We start from the raw sequence: 15661 nt of genomic DNA, 5'->3' as shown, positions 1-15661 counted from the left end.
TTCTCGCATCGCGCTCAGCCGTGCGCGCGATGCTCAAGGCTCGATGCGCGCGTCCCCCTGGAAGCTGTAGCCCTCGCCGCGCACCGCGACGATCGGCAGCTTCTCGCCGCAGGCCTGCTCGGCCTTGCGGCGCAGCCGCGAGACCGTGACATCGAGGTTGCGCTCGTAGGCTTCGAGCCCGGGGCGCCCCATCGCCGCGAGCAGCGTGCCGCGGTCCACCACTTCGCGCGGCTGCTCGATCAGGCATTGCAGAAGCCGTGCTTCCGCGTTCGACAGCTGCACGCGCTCGCCGGCCGGCGACAGCAGCAGCCAGGTGGTGTAGTGATAGCGCCAGGGCACGTGCGCGGCGAGCTCGCCGGCCTGCGCGGCACTGGGCTCGCGCGCGCCCTGCCCCGGCGTCTCCTGGCTGCGTTGCAGCAGGTTGTGCAGCACCATCTCGAGCTCGCGCAGGTTCACCGGCTTCACGAGGTAGTAATCGGCGCCCAGACCCAGTCCATGCAGCCGGTCGTTGAGCATGCCGCGCGCGGTCAGCATCACGATGCGCATGGCGCTGCGCGAGCGCAGGCGCGCCAGCACGCTGAAGCCGTCCTCGCCCGGCAGGTTGACGTCGCACACCACGGCATCGAAGTCCTGCCGCTCGAGCTCCGCGTCGAGCTTCTCGGCGCTCTCCACGCCGTACGCCAGCATGCCCACGCCGCGCAGGTAGCGCAGCACCGTGTCGCGCAGGTCGTCGTCGTCCTCGATGACCAGCACGCGGGTCGCGGCGCTCACCGGCGGCCTCCGTGCACGGCCATCGGCAGCGCGACCGCGCCGCGCGCTGGCGCCGGCTCGGCGCTGCCGAGCAGCGGCAGCGTCAGCGTCAGCACGGCCCCCTCGCTGGCGCCGTTGGCGGCGACCACGCTGCCGCCATGGACCGTGGCGATGCGGTGCACCATGTGCAGGCCCAGCCCGATGCCCGGGATGCGCCGCACGCCGGCCGCGCGGTAGAAGCGCTCGAACACATGCGTCAGGTCCTGCGGCATGAAGCCCGGGCCTTCGTCGCACACCTGGATGCAGACGCCCGGTATCGCATCGCCTTCGGGAAAGCCGTCGGCACGGCAGCGGCGGATGCCGGCGCGCACGCGCACCGGCGAATGCGGCGGCGCGTACTTGATGGCGTTGGTCAGCAGGTTGTCCATCGCGATGTGCATCAGCGTCTCGTCCGCCAGCACCGGCAGCTCGCGCGCATCGAGCTGCAGCGAGATGCGCCCGCCGGCCATGCCCTCGTTGTGCTCCTCGATCTTCTCGCTCAGGAACACCGCGAGCTCGAGCGGCGCCAGGTGCAGGTTGTTGCTCGAGGCATCGAGCCATTCGTCGGCCAGCAGGGTGTCGACCAGGTCGCGCATGCGAAAGACCGTGCGGCCGATCTTCTCGGCTTCCCTCTTGACCTCCTCGCGCGCCAGGCCGAGCCGTTCGTCCGAGAGGATCTGCGCCGAGCCGCCGATCGTGCCGAGCGGCGTGCGGAACTCGTGCGACACCATGGCCAGCAGGCCGCGCTGCTCGCGCAGCGCCAGCGCCAGCTGGTCGTGCGTGCGATGGTGCTGGGCGATCTCCTGGCGCAGGTCGTGGGTGCGCTCGTTCACGCGCCGCGCCAGGCGCGCGCGGTGCCGCAGCGACAGCGAGAGCGCCCGCCGCTCGCGCTGGCGCACGCGCCAGCCCAGCGCGAAGAAGAAGGCCATGATGTGGATGATGCTGCCGATCGCGTAGCTGGACTGGGTGACCAGCGTGTAGGGCAGCCACTGCAGGTTCTTGGCGAAGTGCATCGCGCCCATCATCAGGTAGACCGCATAGCCGATCAGTCCCGGCCAGGCCTGGAGGTTGCGGCGCAGCGCCACCGCGCACATCGGCACGATGCAGACGGCGAACAGCACCCAGGCCATGTTCAGCGGGCGCGCGACACGACCGTAGCCGCCGGCGATGGCGATCGCGCAGCCTGCGAGGCACAGCAAGGTCATGACCTGGAACACGCGATTCATGCGCGGGAACTGCCGGTCCATGTCCAGCAGCACGCGGGCGAATGCGAAGGCGGCGGCCGTGTGCAGGCAGACCGCGAAGTTGTGCAGGCGGACGGCGGCCCGCGGGTCGTCCTGCAGCCACAGCGCCGCCGGCAGGCCCTCCGAGCTCGCGAACAACAGCGCCAGCGTGAACAGGTAGCCGGCATAGGCGAGGAAGCGCCGGTCGGGCAGCGCGATGCCCATCATCAGGCTGACCACCGCCATCAGCAGGGCCATGCCGGTGACCGCCGCATCGACGTAGTTGAGCTCCTGCTGCACCACCGCCTGCTCGCGCAGCGGCGACACCCCGCCCGCGAGGCTCAGCGAACGGTCGCCCGCGAGGCGCACCCAGACCCAGCGCGGCTCGGTGTCGCGCAGCTCGGGCAGCCGCGTCGCGGGGATCGACCAGGGCAGCTCGCGCTGCGAGCCGGCACGCATCCCGCCGAGTTCGCGGTGGACGAAGCCGCCGCCCGCGCCGCCTTCGGCATCGGGCCACCACACGTCGATGTAGTCCGCGTAGGGTGCGTTGAGCCGCAGCCACCAGCCGCCCTCGAGCGGACGCGCCACCTCCTCGGGCGAGGCCTGGATCCGGAAGCGCACCCACCACGCGCCCCGGGCGTAGCCGCCGTTGAAGACATTCGCGAGCGTCTCGAACTGCTGCTGATAGGGCGGCGCGGCGACCTGTTCGCGCGTGAGCAGGCCGGTCTTGTCGTGGAAGGCCTCCAGATGCCCGATGAAGTTGCGCTCGCGGATGCTCAATGCGGTGTCGAGCCGCAGCGGCTCCACCTGCGCATGGCTCGGCAGTGCCAGGCAGGCCAGCAGCAAGAGGGCGAGCCATGTCCCGAGATGCTTCAGGCGTGGGGCAATGAACAAAGTGGCCGTCCGGGTCCTCGAATTCATGCAGGGGGCTTCGCGAGAATGGATGTGCTCGTCCGTGGGTGCTGCGTCTACCGATATCCGTGGCACCCGCTCGCCGCCCTCGGGATCGCGCGACCTGGGTGCCGTCGCCGCGCCGGATTCTGGGGCGCGGGTCCCAAGTTTGCACCTTACTTTTTCTTTCATGCGCCCGATCGCGGGCACTGACAGCATTCCGACAGCCGGCCCCAGGCACCATGCGGCCTTCTGGAAAAACACGGAGACAAGACCGATGCGCCTCGACCTTCCCCATCACCTGGGTTCGCCCACCCGCCGCCAATGGTTGCAATCGGGCAGCGCGCTCGCTCTCGGCGGCCTGCTGCCGGGCTTCGCGGGCCTCGCCCGCGCCGACGACACCTGGCCCAACAAGGCCGTGCGCTTCGTCGTGCCCTTCGCGCCGGGCGGCAGCTCGGAGATCGTGGCGCGCTCGACCGCGGTCGAGCTGTCGCGCACGCTGGGCCAGAACGTGTTCGTCGACAACAAGCCCGGCGCGGCCGGCAACATCGCCATGAGCGAGGTGGCGCGCAGCACCGACCAGCACACGCTGATCCTCGGCCACATCGGCACGCTGGCGGTCAACCCGTACATCTTCGCCAAGCTGCCCTACGACGCGAACAAGGACTTCAAGCCCGTGAGCCTGCTGGCCAAGGTGCCCAGCCTCTACGTGGTGCACCCCGACGTGCCCGCGAAGAACCTCAAGGAGTTCATCGCCTATGCCAAGAGCAAGCCCGGCAAGCTCAGCTACGGCTCGGCCGGCAACGGCAGCGCGGGCCACCTCGCCTTCGAGTACCTGAAGATGACCTCCGAGGTCTTCATGCTGCACGTGCCCTACCGCGGCACCGGCCCGATGGTGACCGACCTGCTCTCGGGCCGGCTCGATGCCTCGGCCATCGGCGCGGCCGCGGTCATCCCCTTCATCAAGGCCGGCAAGGTGCGCTGCATCGCCACCGGCTCGGCCAAGCGGCTGGCCCAGCTGCCCGACGTGCCGACCGTGGCCGAGCAGGGCTTCCCGGGCTTCGAGATGACGCAGTGGTACGGCATGCTCGCGCCGGCCGGCATCACGCCGGCCCAGCTCGCCAAGCTCTCGGCCGAAACCATGAACGCCGTGAAGGCGCCCGAGTCGATGCGCCGCCTGACCGGCGACGCGGCCGAGGCCGTCGGCGGCACGCCCGAGCAGTTCGCGCAGTTCATCGCGAGCGAGCAGGCACGCTGGCAGAAGGTGATCGCGCGGGCGGGTATCAAGCCCGACTGAAAACGGGGGCGGGAGCGGACAGCCGAACGCAGAAGAAATACAAAAGTTGCGCGGAAGTCGCAGAAGAATCCAGAAGATATTTTTTTCTGCGTCTTCTGCGAAACCTTCGCGACTTCTGCGTTCGGCTGTCCGCCCCCGCTTTCCGGCTCTAGGATCACGCCCATGCGCATCCTGCTCGCCGAAGACGAACACACCCTGGGCACCTGGCTCAGCAAGGCGCTCGAGCATGCGGGCATTCAGGTCGAGTGGGTGGACGACGGCCGGCTGGCCGACCGCGCGCTGCAGCAGCGCGACCACGATGCGCTGGTGCTCGACCTCGGGCTGCCCGGGCTCGACGGCCATGCGGTGCTGCAGCGGCTGCGCGAGCGCGACCAGCGGCTGCCCGCGCTGATCCTCACGGCGCGCGACTCGCTCGACGAGCGCGTGAGCGCGCTCAATGCCGGCGCCGACGACTTCCTCGCCAAGCCCTTCGCGCTGGCCGAGCTCGAGGCCCGGCTGCATGCGCTGGTGCGCCGCGCGCGCGGCGTCGAGCATCCGCGGCTGGCCTGCGGCCCGCTGGTGTACGACGGCGCGCGGCGGCAGTTCGCGCTGGCCGGCGAGGCGCTCGCGCTGTCGCCGCGCGAGCTCGCGGTGCTGCGCGTGCTGGTGCAGCGCAGCGGCGAACCGCTGTCGAAGCAGCAGATCCTCGAGCGCGTGTTCTCCGACGACGAGGAGGTGCATCCCGAGGCCGTCGAGGTGCTGGTCTACCGGCTGCGCAAGCGGCTGGACGGCCGCGGCGTGCGCATCGTCACGCTGCGCGGCCTGGGCTACGTGCTCGAGGCGGACTGAGAACGTGTTCAGGGCGCGTCCCTCGATCGGCTGGCTGCGCCGCGCGAGCCTCTGGCAGCGGCTCGCGCTGCTGCTGCTGCCCGCGCTGGTCGCCGTCATCGGCATCGAGCTGTGGCGCACGCGGCACGATGCGCTCGAATCGGCCAACGCGGCCTACGACCGCTCGCTGCTCGGCGCGCTCAAGTCCATCGACGCCAACATCTCGACCGCCTCGGGCGGGCTCTCGGTCGAGCTGCCCTACACCATGTTCGAGTTCTTCGAGCTCACGGCCAGCGGTCAGGTGTTCTTCCGCGTCGCCACCTCCGACGGACTGGTCGAGCTCGGCAGCGCCGACCTGCCCGCGCCGCCCGCCTCGCTCGCGCTCGGCGTGCCGGCCTTCTACGACGCCGAGTACTTCGGCGAGGCCGTGCGGCTCGCGGCCTACCGGCGCGAGCTCCACCGCGCGCCCGCGGGCAGCGCCGGGCGCAGCGTGCTGATCCAGGTCGGCGAGAGCACGCGCTCGCGCCAGGCATTCAGCGCGCGCTTCGTGCGAAGCGCCGCGCTGCGCGATGCGCTGGTGCTCGCGCTGCTGGTGTTCGGCACCGGCGCCGCGCTGGCGGCGGCGCTGCGGCCGCTGTCGCGCCTCGCGCGCGAGGTCGAGGCGCGCAAGCCCGACGACCTCACGCGCATCGCCGACGCCGACCTGCCCGCCGACGTGCGGCCGCTGGTGGCCGCGGTCAACCGCCAGATGTCGCGCACGCAGGACCTGGTGGCGCAGCAGCGGCAGTTCCTCGACGATGCCTCGCACCAGCTGCGCACCCACCTGACCACCTTGCAGATGCAGGCCGACTACGCGCAGCGCCAGCACGATCCGCTGCAGGTGCGCGCCGCGCTCGACGCGCTGGGCACCGAGATCGGCCGCGCCACGCGCAGCGCACAGCAGTTGCTGGCGCTGGGCCGCAGCGACACCGTGGCCGTGGCGCCGGCGGCGTTCGAACTCGCCGGCCTGCTGCGCGAGGTGGCCGTCGACCTGCTGCCGCAGGCGCGCGCCAAGCGCATCGACCTCGGCATCCAGGCACCCGACGAAGCCGCGGAGCACGCGCACCTCGCCATCGCCGACCGCGCGCTGCTGCGCGAGGCGCTCACCAACCTCGTCGCCAACGCGATCGCCTACACGCCGGCCGAGGGCACCATCACCGTGTTCGCGGCCGGCGACGCGGCCGGCTGGAGCCTCAATGTCGAGGACGACGGCCCCGGCCTCGGCGAGGAGGAGCGCGCCCAGCTCGGCCAGCGCTTCCGGCGCGGCGCGCGAGCGGGCAAGGGCGGCTTCGGGCTCGGCCTGGCCATCGCGCGCTCGATCGCGCAGCGCCATGGCGGCGAGCTGCGGCTCGAGGCGCGCGAGAGCGGCAGCGGGCTGCATGCCATCATCTGGTGGCCGAAGCCGGGCACGGCCTGAGCGCCGTCGCTCCTCGTTTCGCGGCCAGAATCCCCGCCATGCCGATCCGCATCGATCACCCTCGACGCCACGCCCTGCGCGCGCTCTCGGCGCTGCTGCTGCCCGGCGGCGCGATGCGCGCCTTCGCGGCGCCGCAACTCGATCCGGCCGATCCGTCGCAGGCCGCGGCCGAATGCATCATCCCCGCCAAGGCCGGCGGCGGCTTCGCCCTCACCTGCGCGCTCGCGCGCGACGCGCTGCAGGCCGTGCGCCCCGCGCGCGCGCCGCTCGCTCAGCGCTTCCTGCCGGGCGGCATCGGCGCCCTTGCCTTCGACCGCATCGCCACCGGCCGCCTCGGCGGTCCCGGCACGCTGGTCGCGTTCTCGAGCGGCTCGCTGCTCAACCTCGCGCAGGGCCGCTTCGGCCCGCATCCGACCAGTTCCGTGCGCTGGGTCGCCGCGCTCGGCACCGACTACGGCGTGGTCGTGGTGCACCGCGACTCGCCCTGGCGCAGCCTGCGCGAGCTGATGGCCGCGCTGCGCCAGTCGCCGTCGCGCATCGTGTTTGGCGCCGGCGGCACCGTCGGTAGCCAGGACTGGGTGAAGGCCGCGCTGCTGGTGCGCGCCGCCGGCGGCGACCACCGCGCGATGCGCTTCGTCTCCTTCGAAGGCGGCGGCGATGCGCTCGGCGCGCTGCAGGGCCGGCATGTCGACGTGTTCGCGGGCGACGCCGCCGAGGCACTGCAGGCCATGGCCGGCGGCACCGCCGTGCGCCTGCTCGCGGTGCTGTCGGAAGCGCGGCTCGGCGGCGCGCTCGCGGGCGTGCCGACCGCGCGCGAACAGGGCGTGGACCTCGTGTGGCCCACCGTGCGTGGCCTCTACATCAGCGCCGACGTACCCGACGCCGCGCTGCGCGCCTGGACCGCCGCCTTCGAGGAGGCCATGGCCGCGCCCGGCTATGCTGCGCTGCGCGAGCGGCATGGGCTCTATCCCTTCGCGCTCACGGGCGCCGCGCTCGATGCCTATGTACGGGAACGCATCCAGGCGTATAGGCAGCAGGCGGAAGCACTGGGGCTGCGGCGGTGGAATCCTTGATCCCGATCCGGCCCGCGTCGATCCACCGAAGGCGATGCATCCTTCGAACCAGGAGAAGTCTTGATCCCCTCGGAACTGCAAACCTACCTCCACGACCACATCCCCCTCTCGAAGGCCATGGCCGTGTCCGTCGCCTCGGTGGCGCCGCATGAAGTGGTGCTGCGCGCACCGCTCGCGCCCAACATCAACCACCGCGACACCGTGTTCGGCGGCAGCGCCTCGGCGGTCGCGATCCTCGCGGCCTGGTCGCTGCTCAACACGCGGCTGACGGCCGAGGGCCTGGCCAGCCGGCTCGTGATCCAGCGCAACACCATGGCCTACGAGCTGCCGATCGAGGGCGACTTCATCGCGCGCTCGGCCTTCGACGAACCCGCGCAGTGGCTGCCGTTCGCGCGCATGCTGGCGCGCAAGGGCAAGGCCCGCATCTCGGTGTCGTCGCAGCTCGAGTACGGCGGGCAGGTCGTGGGGCGGCTGACGGGCGAATTCGTGGCGCTGCGGCCTCCACCCGAACCGATCGCGTAGCAACGGCCATGCAGAACACCCTCGTGAAATCCGCGGTGCGGGTCTTCGAACTGCTCGAGCTGTTCGAGGCCGAGCAGCGGCCGCTGCGCGTGGCGGAGATCGTGCAGAAGCTGGGCGCGCCGCAATCGAGCGTCTCGATGCTGCTCAAGACCCTGGCCAGCCAGGGCTACATGGAGTACGAGCGCGCGACGCGCAGCTACTGCCCGTCGGTGCGGGTCGCGTTCCTCTGCGAATGGGCCACGCGCATGCCGGGCCAGCGCGAGACGATCCACGACACGCTGCGCCGCCTGGCCAGCGAGACCGGCGAGTCGGTGCTGCTCGGGCGCAAGAGCGGCCTCTCGCTGCAGTACATCTCGGTGATCCAGTCGCAGCACGCGCTGCGCTTCTCGCCCTCGCCGGGCGTGAAGCGGCCCATGCACCACGCCGCCATCGGCATCATGCTGCTGAGCGAGATGAAGGACGAGCAGATCGAGCTGCTGCTGCGACGCTACAACGCCGAGCGCGGCAAGGGCGGCCCGATCGCACGGATCGCGCAGACCCTGCGCGCGGTCGAGCAGGCGCGCGAACAGGGCTGGTACGAATCGGCCAATCTCGCGACCTCGGGCGCGGGCGTGATCGCCACCCTGATCCCCACCAAGATCCGCAGCCAGCGGCTGGCGATCGGGATCGGTGCGCCGGTCGATCGGCTGCACCAGCGGCGCAAGCAACTGCTGCCCGCGCTGCTGGCCGCCGCGGGAAATTGCTGAGCGCGGCGCTCAGCGGCCTTGGTCGCGCGCCTCGATCGCCGCCTGCATTGCCAGCAGGCGCTGCGCCTGCGCAAGATGCAGCCGCTCGACCATCCGGCCCTCGAGGTTGATGACGCCCGCGCCCGCATGGCGGGGCAGTTCGAAGGCCGCGACGATTGCCCGCGCCTCCTCGAGCGCCGCCGCCGAGGGAGAGAAGGCCGCGTTCGCCGGCGCGATCTGCGACGGATGGATCAGCGTCTTGCCGTCGAAGGCCATGCGCGACGACTGCAGGGCCTCCGCATCGAAGCCCGCGGTGTCGGCGAAGTCGTTCCAGACGCCGTCGAGCACGCAGATGCCGTGCCGCTTCGCATTGAGCACGACATTCATCAGCCAGGGCATGAGGTAGCGCCGCCCATCGCCCGCGAACACGCCCGTTTCCTTCGCGAGGTCGTTGGTGCCGACCACGAGGGCCTCGAGCCGCGGGCGCGCGCCGAGGCCGGCGCGCACGATGTCGTCGAGCGCCGCGAGCGCGTCGGCCGTCTCGACCATCAGCCATAGCCGCAGTTCAGCGCCGAGACCATGGCGCAGCGCCGCCTCCGACAGGAAGCGCACGTCGTTCGCGCTGCCGATCTTGGGCACCAGCAACGCATCGGGGCGGCAGCGCGCCACGGTGCGCATGTCGGCATCGAAGTCCGCGCTACCGATGGCATTGATGCGCACCACCCTGTAGTGCGGCCCGGGCCATCCGGCCTCGAAGACCTGCAGCAAGTGGCCGCGCGCCGCCTCCTTCATCTCGGGAGTGACGGCATCTTCGAGGTCGAAGACGACGGCATCGGCATCGAGGCCGCCGACCTTGGCGAGGGCGCGTGGATTGGAGGCCGGAACGTAGAGCGCCGAACGGCGCGGTGGGTGCTGAAGTGCATTCATGGGCGTGCAGTCTGCCGCTTCGCTCGCATGCCATCCATCGCATATGTGATGGTTCTCGCGCGCCTTCAACCATCACATCCATGATGCTTTTCGCCGACGCACGCCCGGATACTTCAGCGAACGAGACAACCAGACGGCAGGAAAAAAATGAGCGAAGCGCACCCCGGCGTGACGAAGGACGTGGAGGCCACGCGGCTGCTGGCCGAATGGATCGGCGGCGGCGCGCAGCAGGCGATCACGCCGCTGGCGCTCGAATGGGCGCGGCACGCGATGCTCGACTGGCTCGCCGTGACCATCGCGGGCAGCAGCGAACCACTGGTGCGGATACTTGCGGAAGAATATGGCGGCAGCGGTAACGAAGCCTCCTCGCTGATCGCGAGCGGCCGCCGTGCGCGGCCGCTGGACGCGGCGCTGATCAACGGCGCCGCCGGCCATGCGCTCGACTTCGACGACGTGGCCTCGCGCATGTTCGGCCACCCCAGCGTGCCGGTGGTGCCCGCGGCGCTGGCGCTGGCCCAGGCGCGCGGCGCTTCCGGCCTCGCGCTGCTGCGCGCCGTGGTGGTCGGCCACGAGATCGAGAGCCGCGTCGGCGAGATGGTGGGTCCGAGCCACTACCGCCACGGCTTCCATGCGACCGGCACCGTCGGCACGCTGGGCGCCGCCGCGGCCTGTGCCCACTTGCAAGGACTCGACCCGTCGCGGACCGCGCATGCGCTGGGCCTCGCGGCCACCCAGGCCGCCGGTCTCAAGTCGATGTTCGGCACCATGGCCAAGCCGCTGCACGCGGGCAAGGCCGCGATGAACGGGCTGATGGCCGCGCAGCTCGCGGCGCGCGGCTTCACCGCCAACGAGCAGGCGATCGAGGGCGCGCAGGGTTTCGCGCGCACGCTGGCACCGGAGCTCAACCCCTTCCCCGCCACCATCGACACCACGTCCGGCTTCGCGATCGAGCGCACGCTGTTCAAGTACCACGCCGCCTGCTACCTCACGCACTCGTCGATCGAGGCCATCCGCGAGCTGCGCGCGCGCCACGGCGTCGGCCTCGACGACCTGGAGACGCTGACGCTGACGGTCTCGGGCGAAGGCAACCACCGCGGCGTCTGCGACATCGAGGCCCCGGCGACCGGGCTCGAAGTCAAGTTCTCGATCCGCCACCTGGCCGCGCTGGCTTTGGACGGCGCCGACACCGCCGCGCTCGGTCTCTACACCGACGAGACGGCAAGCGATCCGCGCTGGCGCCGGGCGCGCGAGCGCGTGACGCTCGAGGTCGCCGACACGCAGCAGCGCGACACCGCGACCGCCACCTTGCGCACGCGCGATGGCCGGGTGCTGAGCGCGCAGGCCAACGTCGCCATTCCCGCCACCGACCTCGATGCGCAATGGCAACGCCTGCATGCCAAGGCGCGCGCGATCGCCGAGCCGGTGATCGGCGCCGCGCGCTTCGAGCAGCTGGTGCACGCGGTCGCGGCACTCCCCACCTCCCCCCACCTCCACTCCCTGATCGAAGCGATTCAATGACGCCCAACGACATCACGGTCCAACGCCTGAAGGCCGAGGCCAGGCCCAGGACACGCGGCAACCGGTACGAGGATTTCGACATCGGCCGCCGTTTCGTCCATCACTGGGGCCGCACGGTCACGGCCGCGGACAACACGCTGTTCTCGACGCTGACGCTGCACTACAACCCGCACTACACCAACGAGGCCTTCGCCCAGGCCCATGGCCACCCGACCACGCCGGTCAATCCGCTGCTGGTGTTCAACACGGTGTTCGGCCTGTCGGTGGAAGACCTGTCCGAGGGCGGTGGCCCCTTCCTCGGCGTGGACGAGCTCAGCTACCTGCGGCCCGTCTATCCGGGCGACACGCTCAAGGCCCGCTCCGAAGTGGTGGCCGCGCGCCTGGCGAGCAACCGCCCGGGCTACGGCATCGTCACCTGGCACACGCGCGGCAGCAACCAACGCGGCGAGGAGGTCATCGCCTTCAAGCGCACGAACCTGGTCAAAACGAGGAACTGAAACGATGTCGGAAGATGGTCTGGGCTACATGACGCAAGAGCGTCGCATGATCCGCGACGCGGCGCGCGAATTCACGATGAAGGAGGTGCTGCCGGTCGCCAACAGGCTCGACGGCCCGGAGGGCGAGATCCCGATGGAACTGCGCCAGAAGATCGCCGACATGGGCTACTTCGGGATCATGATTCCCGAGCAGTACGGCGGCCTCGGTCTCGGTTACTTCGAGTACTGCCTGATCTGCGAGGAACTGGCGCGCGGCTGGATGTCGGTCGCCTCGATCGTCGCGCGCGCCCAGGGCGGCTGGATCAAGGCCGCCATGCCCGAGGAGATGCGCGCCAGGTACCTGCCGCGCGTGGTGCGCGGCGAGTTCCTCAACGCGAGCGCGTTGTCCGAGCCCGACACCGGCTCCGACCTGGCCTCGATCTCCTGCCGCGCGGTGCGCGACGGCGACGAGTGGGTGATCACCGGCAACAAGTACTGGTGCACCTTCGCGGACGGCGCCGACTACATCACGCTGTTCGCGCGCACCGCGCCGCCGCCCAACTCCGACAAGCGCTGGCTCGGCATCTCCTGCTTCCTGATCGAGAAGGAACGCGGCAGCTTTCCGAAGGGCATGACCGGCGCGCCGATCCCCAAGATCGGCTACTTCGGCTGGAAGACCTTCGAGCTCGCGCTCGACGGCCTGCGCGTGCCGGCGGACTGCCTGATCGGCGAGGAAGGCAAGGCCTTCCACCTGATGACCAAGGGCCTGGAAGGCGCGCGCGCCCACACGGCCGCGCGTGCCATCGGCCTGGCCCAGGGTGCGCTCGAGGACGCCATCGCCTACGCGGGCGAGCGCAAGCAGTTCGGCATGCCGATCGCCGAGTACCAGGCGATCCGCTTCAAGATCGCCACCATGGCGACCGAGATCGAGGCGGCGCGCCAGCTCATGCACTTCGTCTGCAGCGCGATCGACAGCGGCCGGCGCTGCGACAAGGAAGCCTCGATGGCGAAGTACTTCGCCTCCGAGATGGCCGAGCGCGTGACCTCCGAGGCGATGCAGATCTTCGGCGGCGCGGGCTACACCAGGCTGTTCCCGGTCGAACGCTACTGGCGCGACGCGCGGCTCACGAAGATCTTCGAGGGCACCTCGGAGATCCAGCAGCGCATCATCGCGACCAGCCTGCTGGGCAAATCGGAGGTCGAGGCCATGATCGCCGGGCGCGCCTTCGCGGCCGTGGCGCAGAAAGGCGGCGCGGCATGAGAAGCGCCGAACTCACCAGCGCCGACAACTACTTCGAGGACTTCGAGGTCGGCCTGCTGCTGCGCCACCACCGCGGCAAGACCGTGACCGAGATGGACAACGTGCTGCTCACCAACCTGGTGATGAACACCGCCGAGGGCCATTTCAACGAGGACGCGATGAAGAAGCAGGATGCGCGCGGCATCTTCGCGCAGCGCGTGGTGTTCGGCGGCATCAACCTGTCGATGGTGCTCGGGCTCGCGGCCCAGGACACGGCCGAGCAATGCCTGCAGGAGCTGGCGCTCGACAGGATCCGCCTGTCGCATCCGGTGTTCCATGGCGACACCCTCTATGCCTACAGCGAGGTGCTGGAAGCGCGCGCGGCCGACCGCGAAGACGCCGGCATCGTGTGCTTCCGGCACTACGGCCTGAACCAGGACGACAAGCTCTGCGTCGAGGCCGAGCGCACCGTGCTGCTCAAGCGCAAGAGCCATTGGGCGGGCCGGTGACGCAGGCTGCCCCCGCCGCCACCGGCGCGCTCGACGGCCTGGTCGTGCTCGACCTCACGCGCATGCTGGCCGGCCCCTACGCCACCATGATGCTGGCCGACCAGGGCGCGCGCGTGGTGAAGATCGAGCCGCCCGGCGGCGACCCCACGCGCCGGACCGGCCCGCACCTGCCCGGCGCGCTGACCATCGCCGAAGGCGGCTTCGGTGGCTACTTCGCCTCGATCAACCGCAACAAGCAGTCGCTCGCGCTCGACCTCAAGCAGCCCGCCGGCAAGGCCGCGCTGCTGCGCATGGTGCGCGGCGCCGACGTGCTGGTCGAGAACTACCGCTGCGGCGTGATGGAACGGCTGGGCCTGGGCTACGAGGCGCTGATCGCCGAGAACCCGCGCCTGGTGTATGCCGCGATGCGCGGCTTCGGCGACCCGCGCAGCGGCCGCAGCCCCTACGCCGACTGGCCGGCCTACGACCCGGTCGCGCAGGCGATGGGCGGCATCATGGGCATCACCGGCCCGGTGCCCGCGGGTGCGCCGACCAAGATCGGCCCGGGCGTCGGCGACCTGGTGCCCGCCACCTTCCTCGCCTTCGGCATCGCCTCGGCCTGCTGGCGCGCGCAGCGCACCGGGCGCGGCCAGTTCGTCGACGTGTCGATGGTCGATGCGGTGCTGGCGATCTGCGAGCGGCTGGTCTACCAGTACAGCGCCTCGCACGAGTCGCCGGGCCCCGAGGGCAACGGCCACCCGCTGCTGTGTCCCTTCGGACTGTTCCCCGCGAAGGACGGCCACGTGAGCCTCGGCGTGCCCAACGACCGCTTCTGGGTGCCGCTGGTGCAGCGCATGGGCCGGCCCGAGCTCGCGAGCGATCCGCGCTACGCGAGCAACGAGGCGCGCATGGCGCACCGCGCCGAGGTCGAGGCCCTGGTCGGCGAATGGACCGCGCGCCACACCAAGGCCGAGCTGTCGTCGCTGCTCGGCGCGGAGATTCCGTTCGGCCCGGTGTTCGACGCGCAGGACATCTTCGAGGACGCGCATTTCCGCGCGCGCGGGATGCTGGTGGAGACCGAGCAGCCGGGCGCCGCGCGCGCGCTGACCGTGGCCGGCACGCCCGTCCACATGAGCGACACGCCCGGCGGCGTGCACCGGCGCGCGCCGCTCACCGGCGAGCACAGCGACGCGGTGCTCCAGGGCTTCGGCTTCGCGCCGGCCGAGATCGCGGCGCTGCGCGCCGACCACGTCATCCACTGAAACCACTGCCTGAAGGAAACGAGTTCCATGCAAGAACGCCCCCAGAGACTGCGCCGCTGCCAGCTGTCCGTGCCCGGCTCGAGCGAGAAGATGATGCAGAAAGCCGCCGGCATGGACGTCGACTTCGTCTTCCTCGATCTCGAGGATGCGGTCGCGCCGTCGGAGAAACGCCCCGCGCGCGCGAAGATCGTGCACGCACTCAACGGCCTCGACTGGGGCCGCACCACGCGCTGCGTGCGCATCAACGACCTGACGACCGAGTACGCCTACGAGGACATCATCGAGGTGGTCGAGGGCGCGCGCGAGAACCTCGACGTGATCATGCTGCCCAAGGCGATGAGCGCGGCCGACGTGCAGTTCGTCGACAAGCTGCTGTCGATGATGGAGAAGAAGCTGGGCCTCAAGAAACGCATCGGCATCGACGTGCTGATCGAGGAGGTCGAGGCCATGATGCGGGTCGAGGAGATCGCGGCCTCCACGCCGCGGCTCGAGTGCCTGATCTTCGGCATGGGCGACTACTCGGCGAGCCAGGGCATCTCGCTGCGCGACATCGGCGGCGCCAGCGGCTACCCCGGCGACATCTGGCACTACCAGCGCCACAAGCTGACCATTGCCGCGCGCGCGCACCGCATCGATGCCGTCGACGGCCCCTTCGCAGACTTCAGGGACCCCGACGCCTTCCGCGAGGAATGCCGGCGCTCGATGATCCTCGGCATGGTCGGCAAGTGGGCCATCCATCCCTCGCAGGTCGCGCTCGCGCAGGAAGCCTTCTCGCCGCCGGCCGCCGATGTGGCGCGCGCGCGCGACATGATCCAGGCCTACGACCAGGCCCTCGCGCAGGGCCTCGGCGCCGTGCAGTACGACGGAAAGATGATCGACATCGCGTCGGTGCGCATCGTGCGCAACCTGGTCGAGCGGGCCGACCGCATCGGCATGTAGGCGCGCGTGCCCGTGGACGCGCTGCCGC

Annotated in this window: 15 protein-coding genes; 12 read left to right on the top strand and 3 right to left on the bottom strand. The window is 70.8% G+C overall.

Translation table 11 applies throughout. From position 1 onward, the window contains the following. Window positions 1-33: 33 nt before the first annotated feature. Both KV106_RS35780 and KV106_RS35775 read right to left on the bottom strand, forming a co-directional pair. Window positions 34-771, bottom strand: a complete 738-nt coding sequence (locus KV106_RS35780; RefSeq protein ID WP_057593621.1) for a response regulator transcription factor — start codon at window positions 769-771, stop codon at window positions 34-36. Continuing rightward, on the bottom strand, window positions 768-2858 hold the full coding sequence (locus tag KV106_RS35775) for a sensor histidine kinase (RefSeq protein ID WP_261216539.1): 2091 nt from the start codon (window positions 2856-2858) through the stop codon (window positions 768-770). The genes KV106_RS35780 and KV106_RS35775 overlap by 4 nt, the downstream gene beginning before the upstream one ends. A 322-nt stretch (window positions 2859-3180) precedes the next feature. Here KV106_RS35775 and KV106_RS35770 point away from each other — a divergent pair, with 322 nt between their 5' ends. The 6 genes from KV106_RS35770 to KV106_RS35745 all read left to right on the top strand — a co-directional run bounded on the left by KV106_RS35770 (window position 3181) and on the right by KV106_RS35745 (window position 8804). Then, window positions 3181-4200: a Bug family tripartite tricarboxylate transporter substrate binding protein gene (locus KV106_RS35770; protein WP_261216536.1), complete on the top strand. Its 1020-nt coding sequence runs from the start codon at window positions 3181-3183 to the stop codon at window positions 4198-4200. Between the two features lie 162 nt (window positions 4201-4362). Beyond that, entirely contained in the window at window positions 4363-5028 is a 666-nt protein-coding gene (locus tag KV106_RS35765) for a response regulator (RefSeq protein ID WP_057593619.1), read from the top strand. Between the two features lie 4 nt (window positions 5029-5032). Continuing rightward, window positions 5033-6463, top strand: coding sequence for a sensor histidine kinase (locus KV106_RS35760; protein ID WP_261216533.1), 1431 nt, complete (start codon window positions 5033-5035; stop codon window positions 6461-6463). Window positions 6464-6501: 38 nt separating this feature from the next. Next, window positions 6502-7536, top strand: a complete 1035-nt coding sequence (locus KV106_RS35755) for a tripartite tricarboxylate transporter substrate binding protein (protein WP_261216530.1) — start codon at window positions 6502-6504, stop codon at window positions 7534-7536. Between the two features lie 60 nt (window positions 7537-7596). Then, the gene (locus KV106_RS35750; RefSeq protein ID WP_261216529.1) at window positions 7597-8058 is read left to right on the top strand and encodes a thioesterase domain-containing protein; all 462 of its coding nucleotides are present in this window, start codon (window positions 7597-7599) and stop codon (window positions 8056-8058) included. Window positions 8059-8066: 8 nt separating this feature from the next. Next, the gene (locus KV106_RS35745; protein WP_057593612.1) at window positions 8067-8804 is read left to right on the top strand and encodes an IclR family transcriptional regulator; all 738 of its coding nucleotides are present in this window, start codon (window positions 8067-8069) and stop codon (window positions 8802-8804) included. A gap of 9 nt (window positions 8805-8813) precedes the next feature. On the opposite strand, the gene KV106_RS35740 is transcribed toward KV106_RS35745, so the two are convergent. Next, window positions 8814-9710 (bottom strand): HpcH/HpaI aldolase/citrate lyase family protein, encoded by an 897-nt coding sequence (locus KV106_RS35740; RefSeq protein WP_261216528.1) that lies wholly within the window; start codon window positions 9708-9710, stop codon window positions 8814-8816. Between the two features lie 147 nt (window positions 9711-9857). Between KV106_RS35740 and KV106_RS35735 the strand changes: the two genes are divergently transcribed. From KV106_RS35735 to KV106_RS35710, 6 genes are read left to right on the top strand one after another with little or no spacing between them, the layout of a single operon-like run. Next, the gene (locus KV106_RS35735) at window positions 9858-11228 is read left to right on the top strand and encodes an MmgE/PrpD family protein (protein WP_261216526.1); all 1371 of its coding nucleotides are present in this window, start codon (window positions 9858-9860) and stop codon (window positions 11226-11228) included. Beyond that, entirely contained in the window at window positions 11225-11725 is a 501-nt protein-coding gene (locus KV106_RS35730; RefSeq protein ID WP_261216525.1) for a MaoC family dehydratase, read from the top strand. Before KV106_RS35735 ends, KV106_RS35730 begins: the two co-directional genes overlap by 4 nt. Before the next feature lie 4 nt (window positions 11726-11729). After that, a complete protein-coding gene (locus tag KV106_RS35725; protein WP_057593608.1) occupies window positions 11730-12965 on the top strand; it encodes an acyl-CoA dehydrogenase family protein in 1236 nt (411 codons plus the stop codon). Then, a complete protein-coding gene (locus tag KV106_RS35720) occupies window positions 12962-13453 on the top strand; it encodes a MaoC family dehydratase (RefSeq protein WP_261216518.1) in 492 nt (163 codons plus the stop codon). Before KV106_RS35725 ends, KV106_RS35720 begins: the two co-directional genes overlap by 4 nt. Further along, complete coding sequence (locus KV106_RS35715) at window positions 13450-14694, top strand: CaiB/BaiF CoA transferase family protein (RefSeq protein ID WP_093356086.1); 1245 nt, start codon at window positions 13450-13452, stop codon at window positions 14692-14694. The genes KV106_RS35720 and KV106_RS35715 overlap by 4 nt, the downstream gene beginning before the upstream one ends. Before the next feature lie 27 nt (window positions 14695-14721). Next, window positions 14722-15633, top strand: coding sequence for an HpcH/HpaI aldolase/citrate lyase family protein (locus KV106_RS35710; protein ID WP_261216515.1), 912 nt, complete (start codon window positions 14722-14724; stop codon window positions 15631-15633). The last annotated feature ends 28 nt before the right edge of the window (window positions 15634-15661 follow it).

Source organism: Variovorax endophyticus, assembly GCF_025376855.1.
Lineage (GTDB): Bacteria > Pseudomonadota > Gammaproteobacteria > Burkholderiales > Burkholderiaceae_C > Variovorax.
This window is presented reverse-complemented; position numbering and strand designations above follow the sequence as displayed.

Excerpts from the sequence above, each read along its gene's own strand:
- KV106_RS35770 (WP_261216536.1), top strand. The coding sequence starts at position 3,181 with ATGCGCCTCGACCTTCCCCATCACCTGGGTTCGCCCACCCGCCGCCAA.
- KV106_RS35765 (WP_057593619.1), top strand. The coding sequence starts at position 4,363 with ATGCGCATCCTGCTCGCCGAAGACGAACACACCCTGGGCACCTGGCTC.
- KV106_RS35755 (WP_261216530.1), top strand. The coding sequence starts at position 6,502 with ATGCCGATCCGCATCGATCACCCTCGACGCCACGCCCTGCGCGCGCTC.
- KV106_RS35745 (WP_057593612.1), top strand. The coding sequence starts at position 8,067 with ATGCAGAACACCCTCGTGAAATCCGCGGTGCGGGTCTTCGAACTGCTC.
- KV106_RS35740 (WP_261216528.1), bottom strand. The coding sequence starts at position 9,710 with ATGAATGCACTTCAGCACCCACCGCGCCGTTCGGCGCTCTACGTTCCG.
- KV106_RS35735 (WP_261216526.1), top strand. The coding sequence starts at position 9,858 with ATGAGCGAAGCGCACCCCGGCGTGACGAAGGACGTGGAGGCCACGCGG.
- KV106_RS35730 (WP_261216525.1), top strand. The coding sequence starts at position 11,225 with ATGACGCCCAACGACATCACGGTCCAACGCCTGAAGGCCGAGGCCAGG.
- KV106_RS35725 (WP_057593608.1), top strand. The coding sequence starts at position 11,730 with ATGTCGGAAGATGGTCTGGGCTACATGACGCAAGAGCGTCGCATGATC.
- KV106_RS35720 (WP_261216518.1), top strand. The coding sequence starts at position 12,962 with ATGAGAAGCGCCGAACTCACCAGCGCCGACAACTACTTCGAGGACTTC.
- KV106_RS35710 (WP_261216515.1), top strand. The coding sequence starts at position 14,722 with ATGCAAGAACGCCCCCAGAGACTGCGCCGCTGCCAGCTGTCCGTGCCC.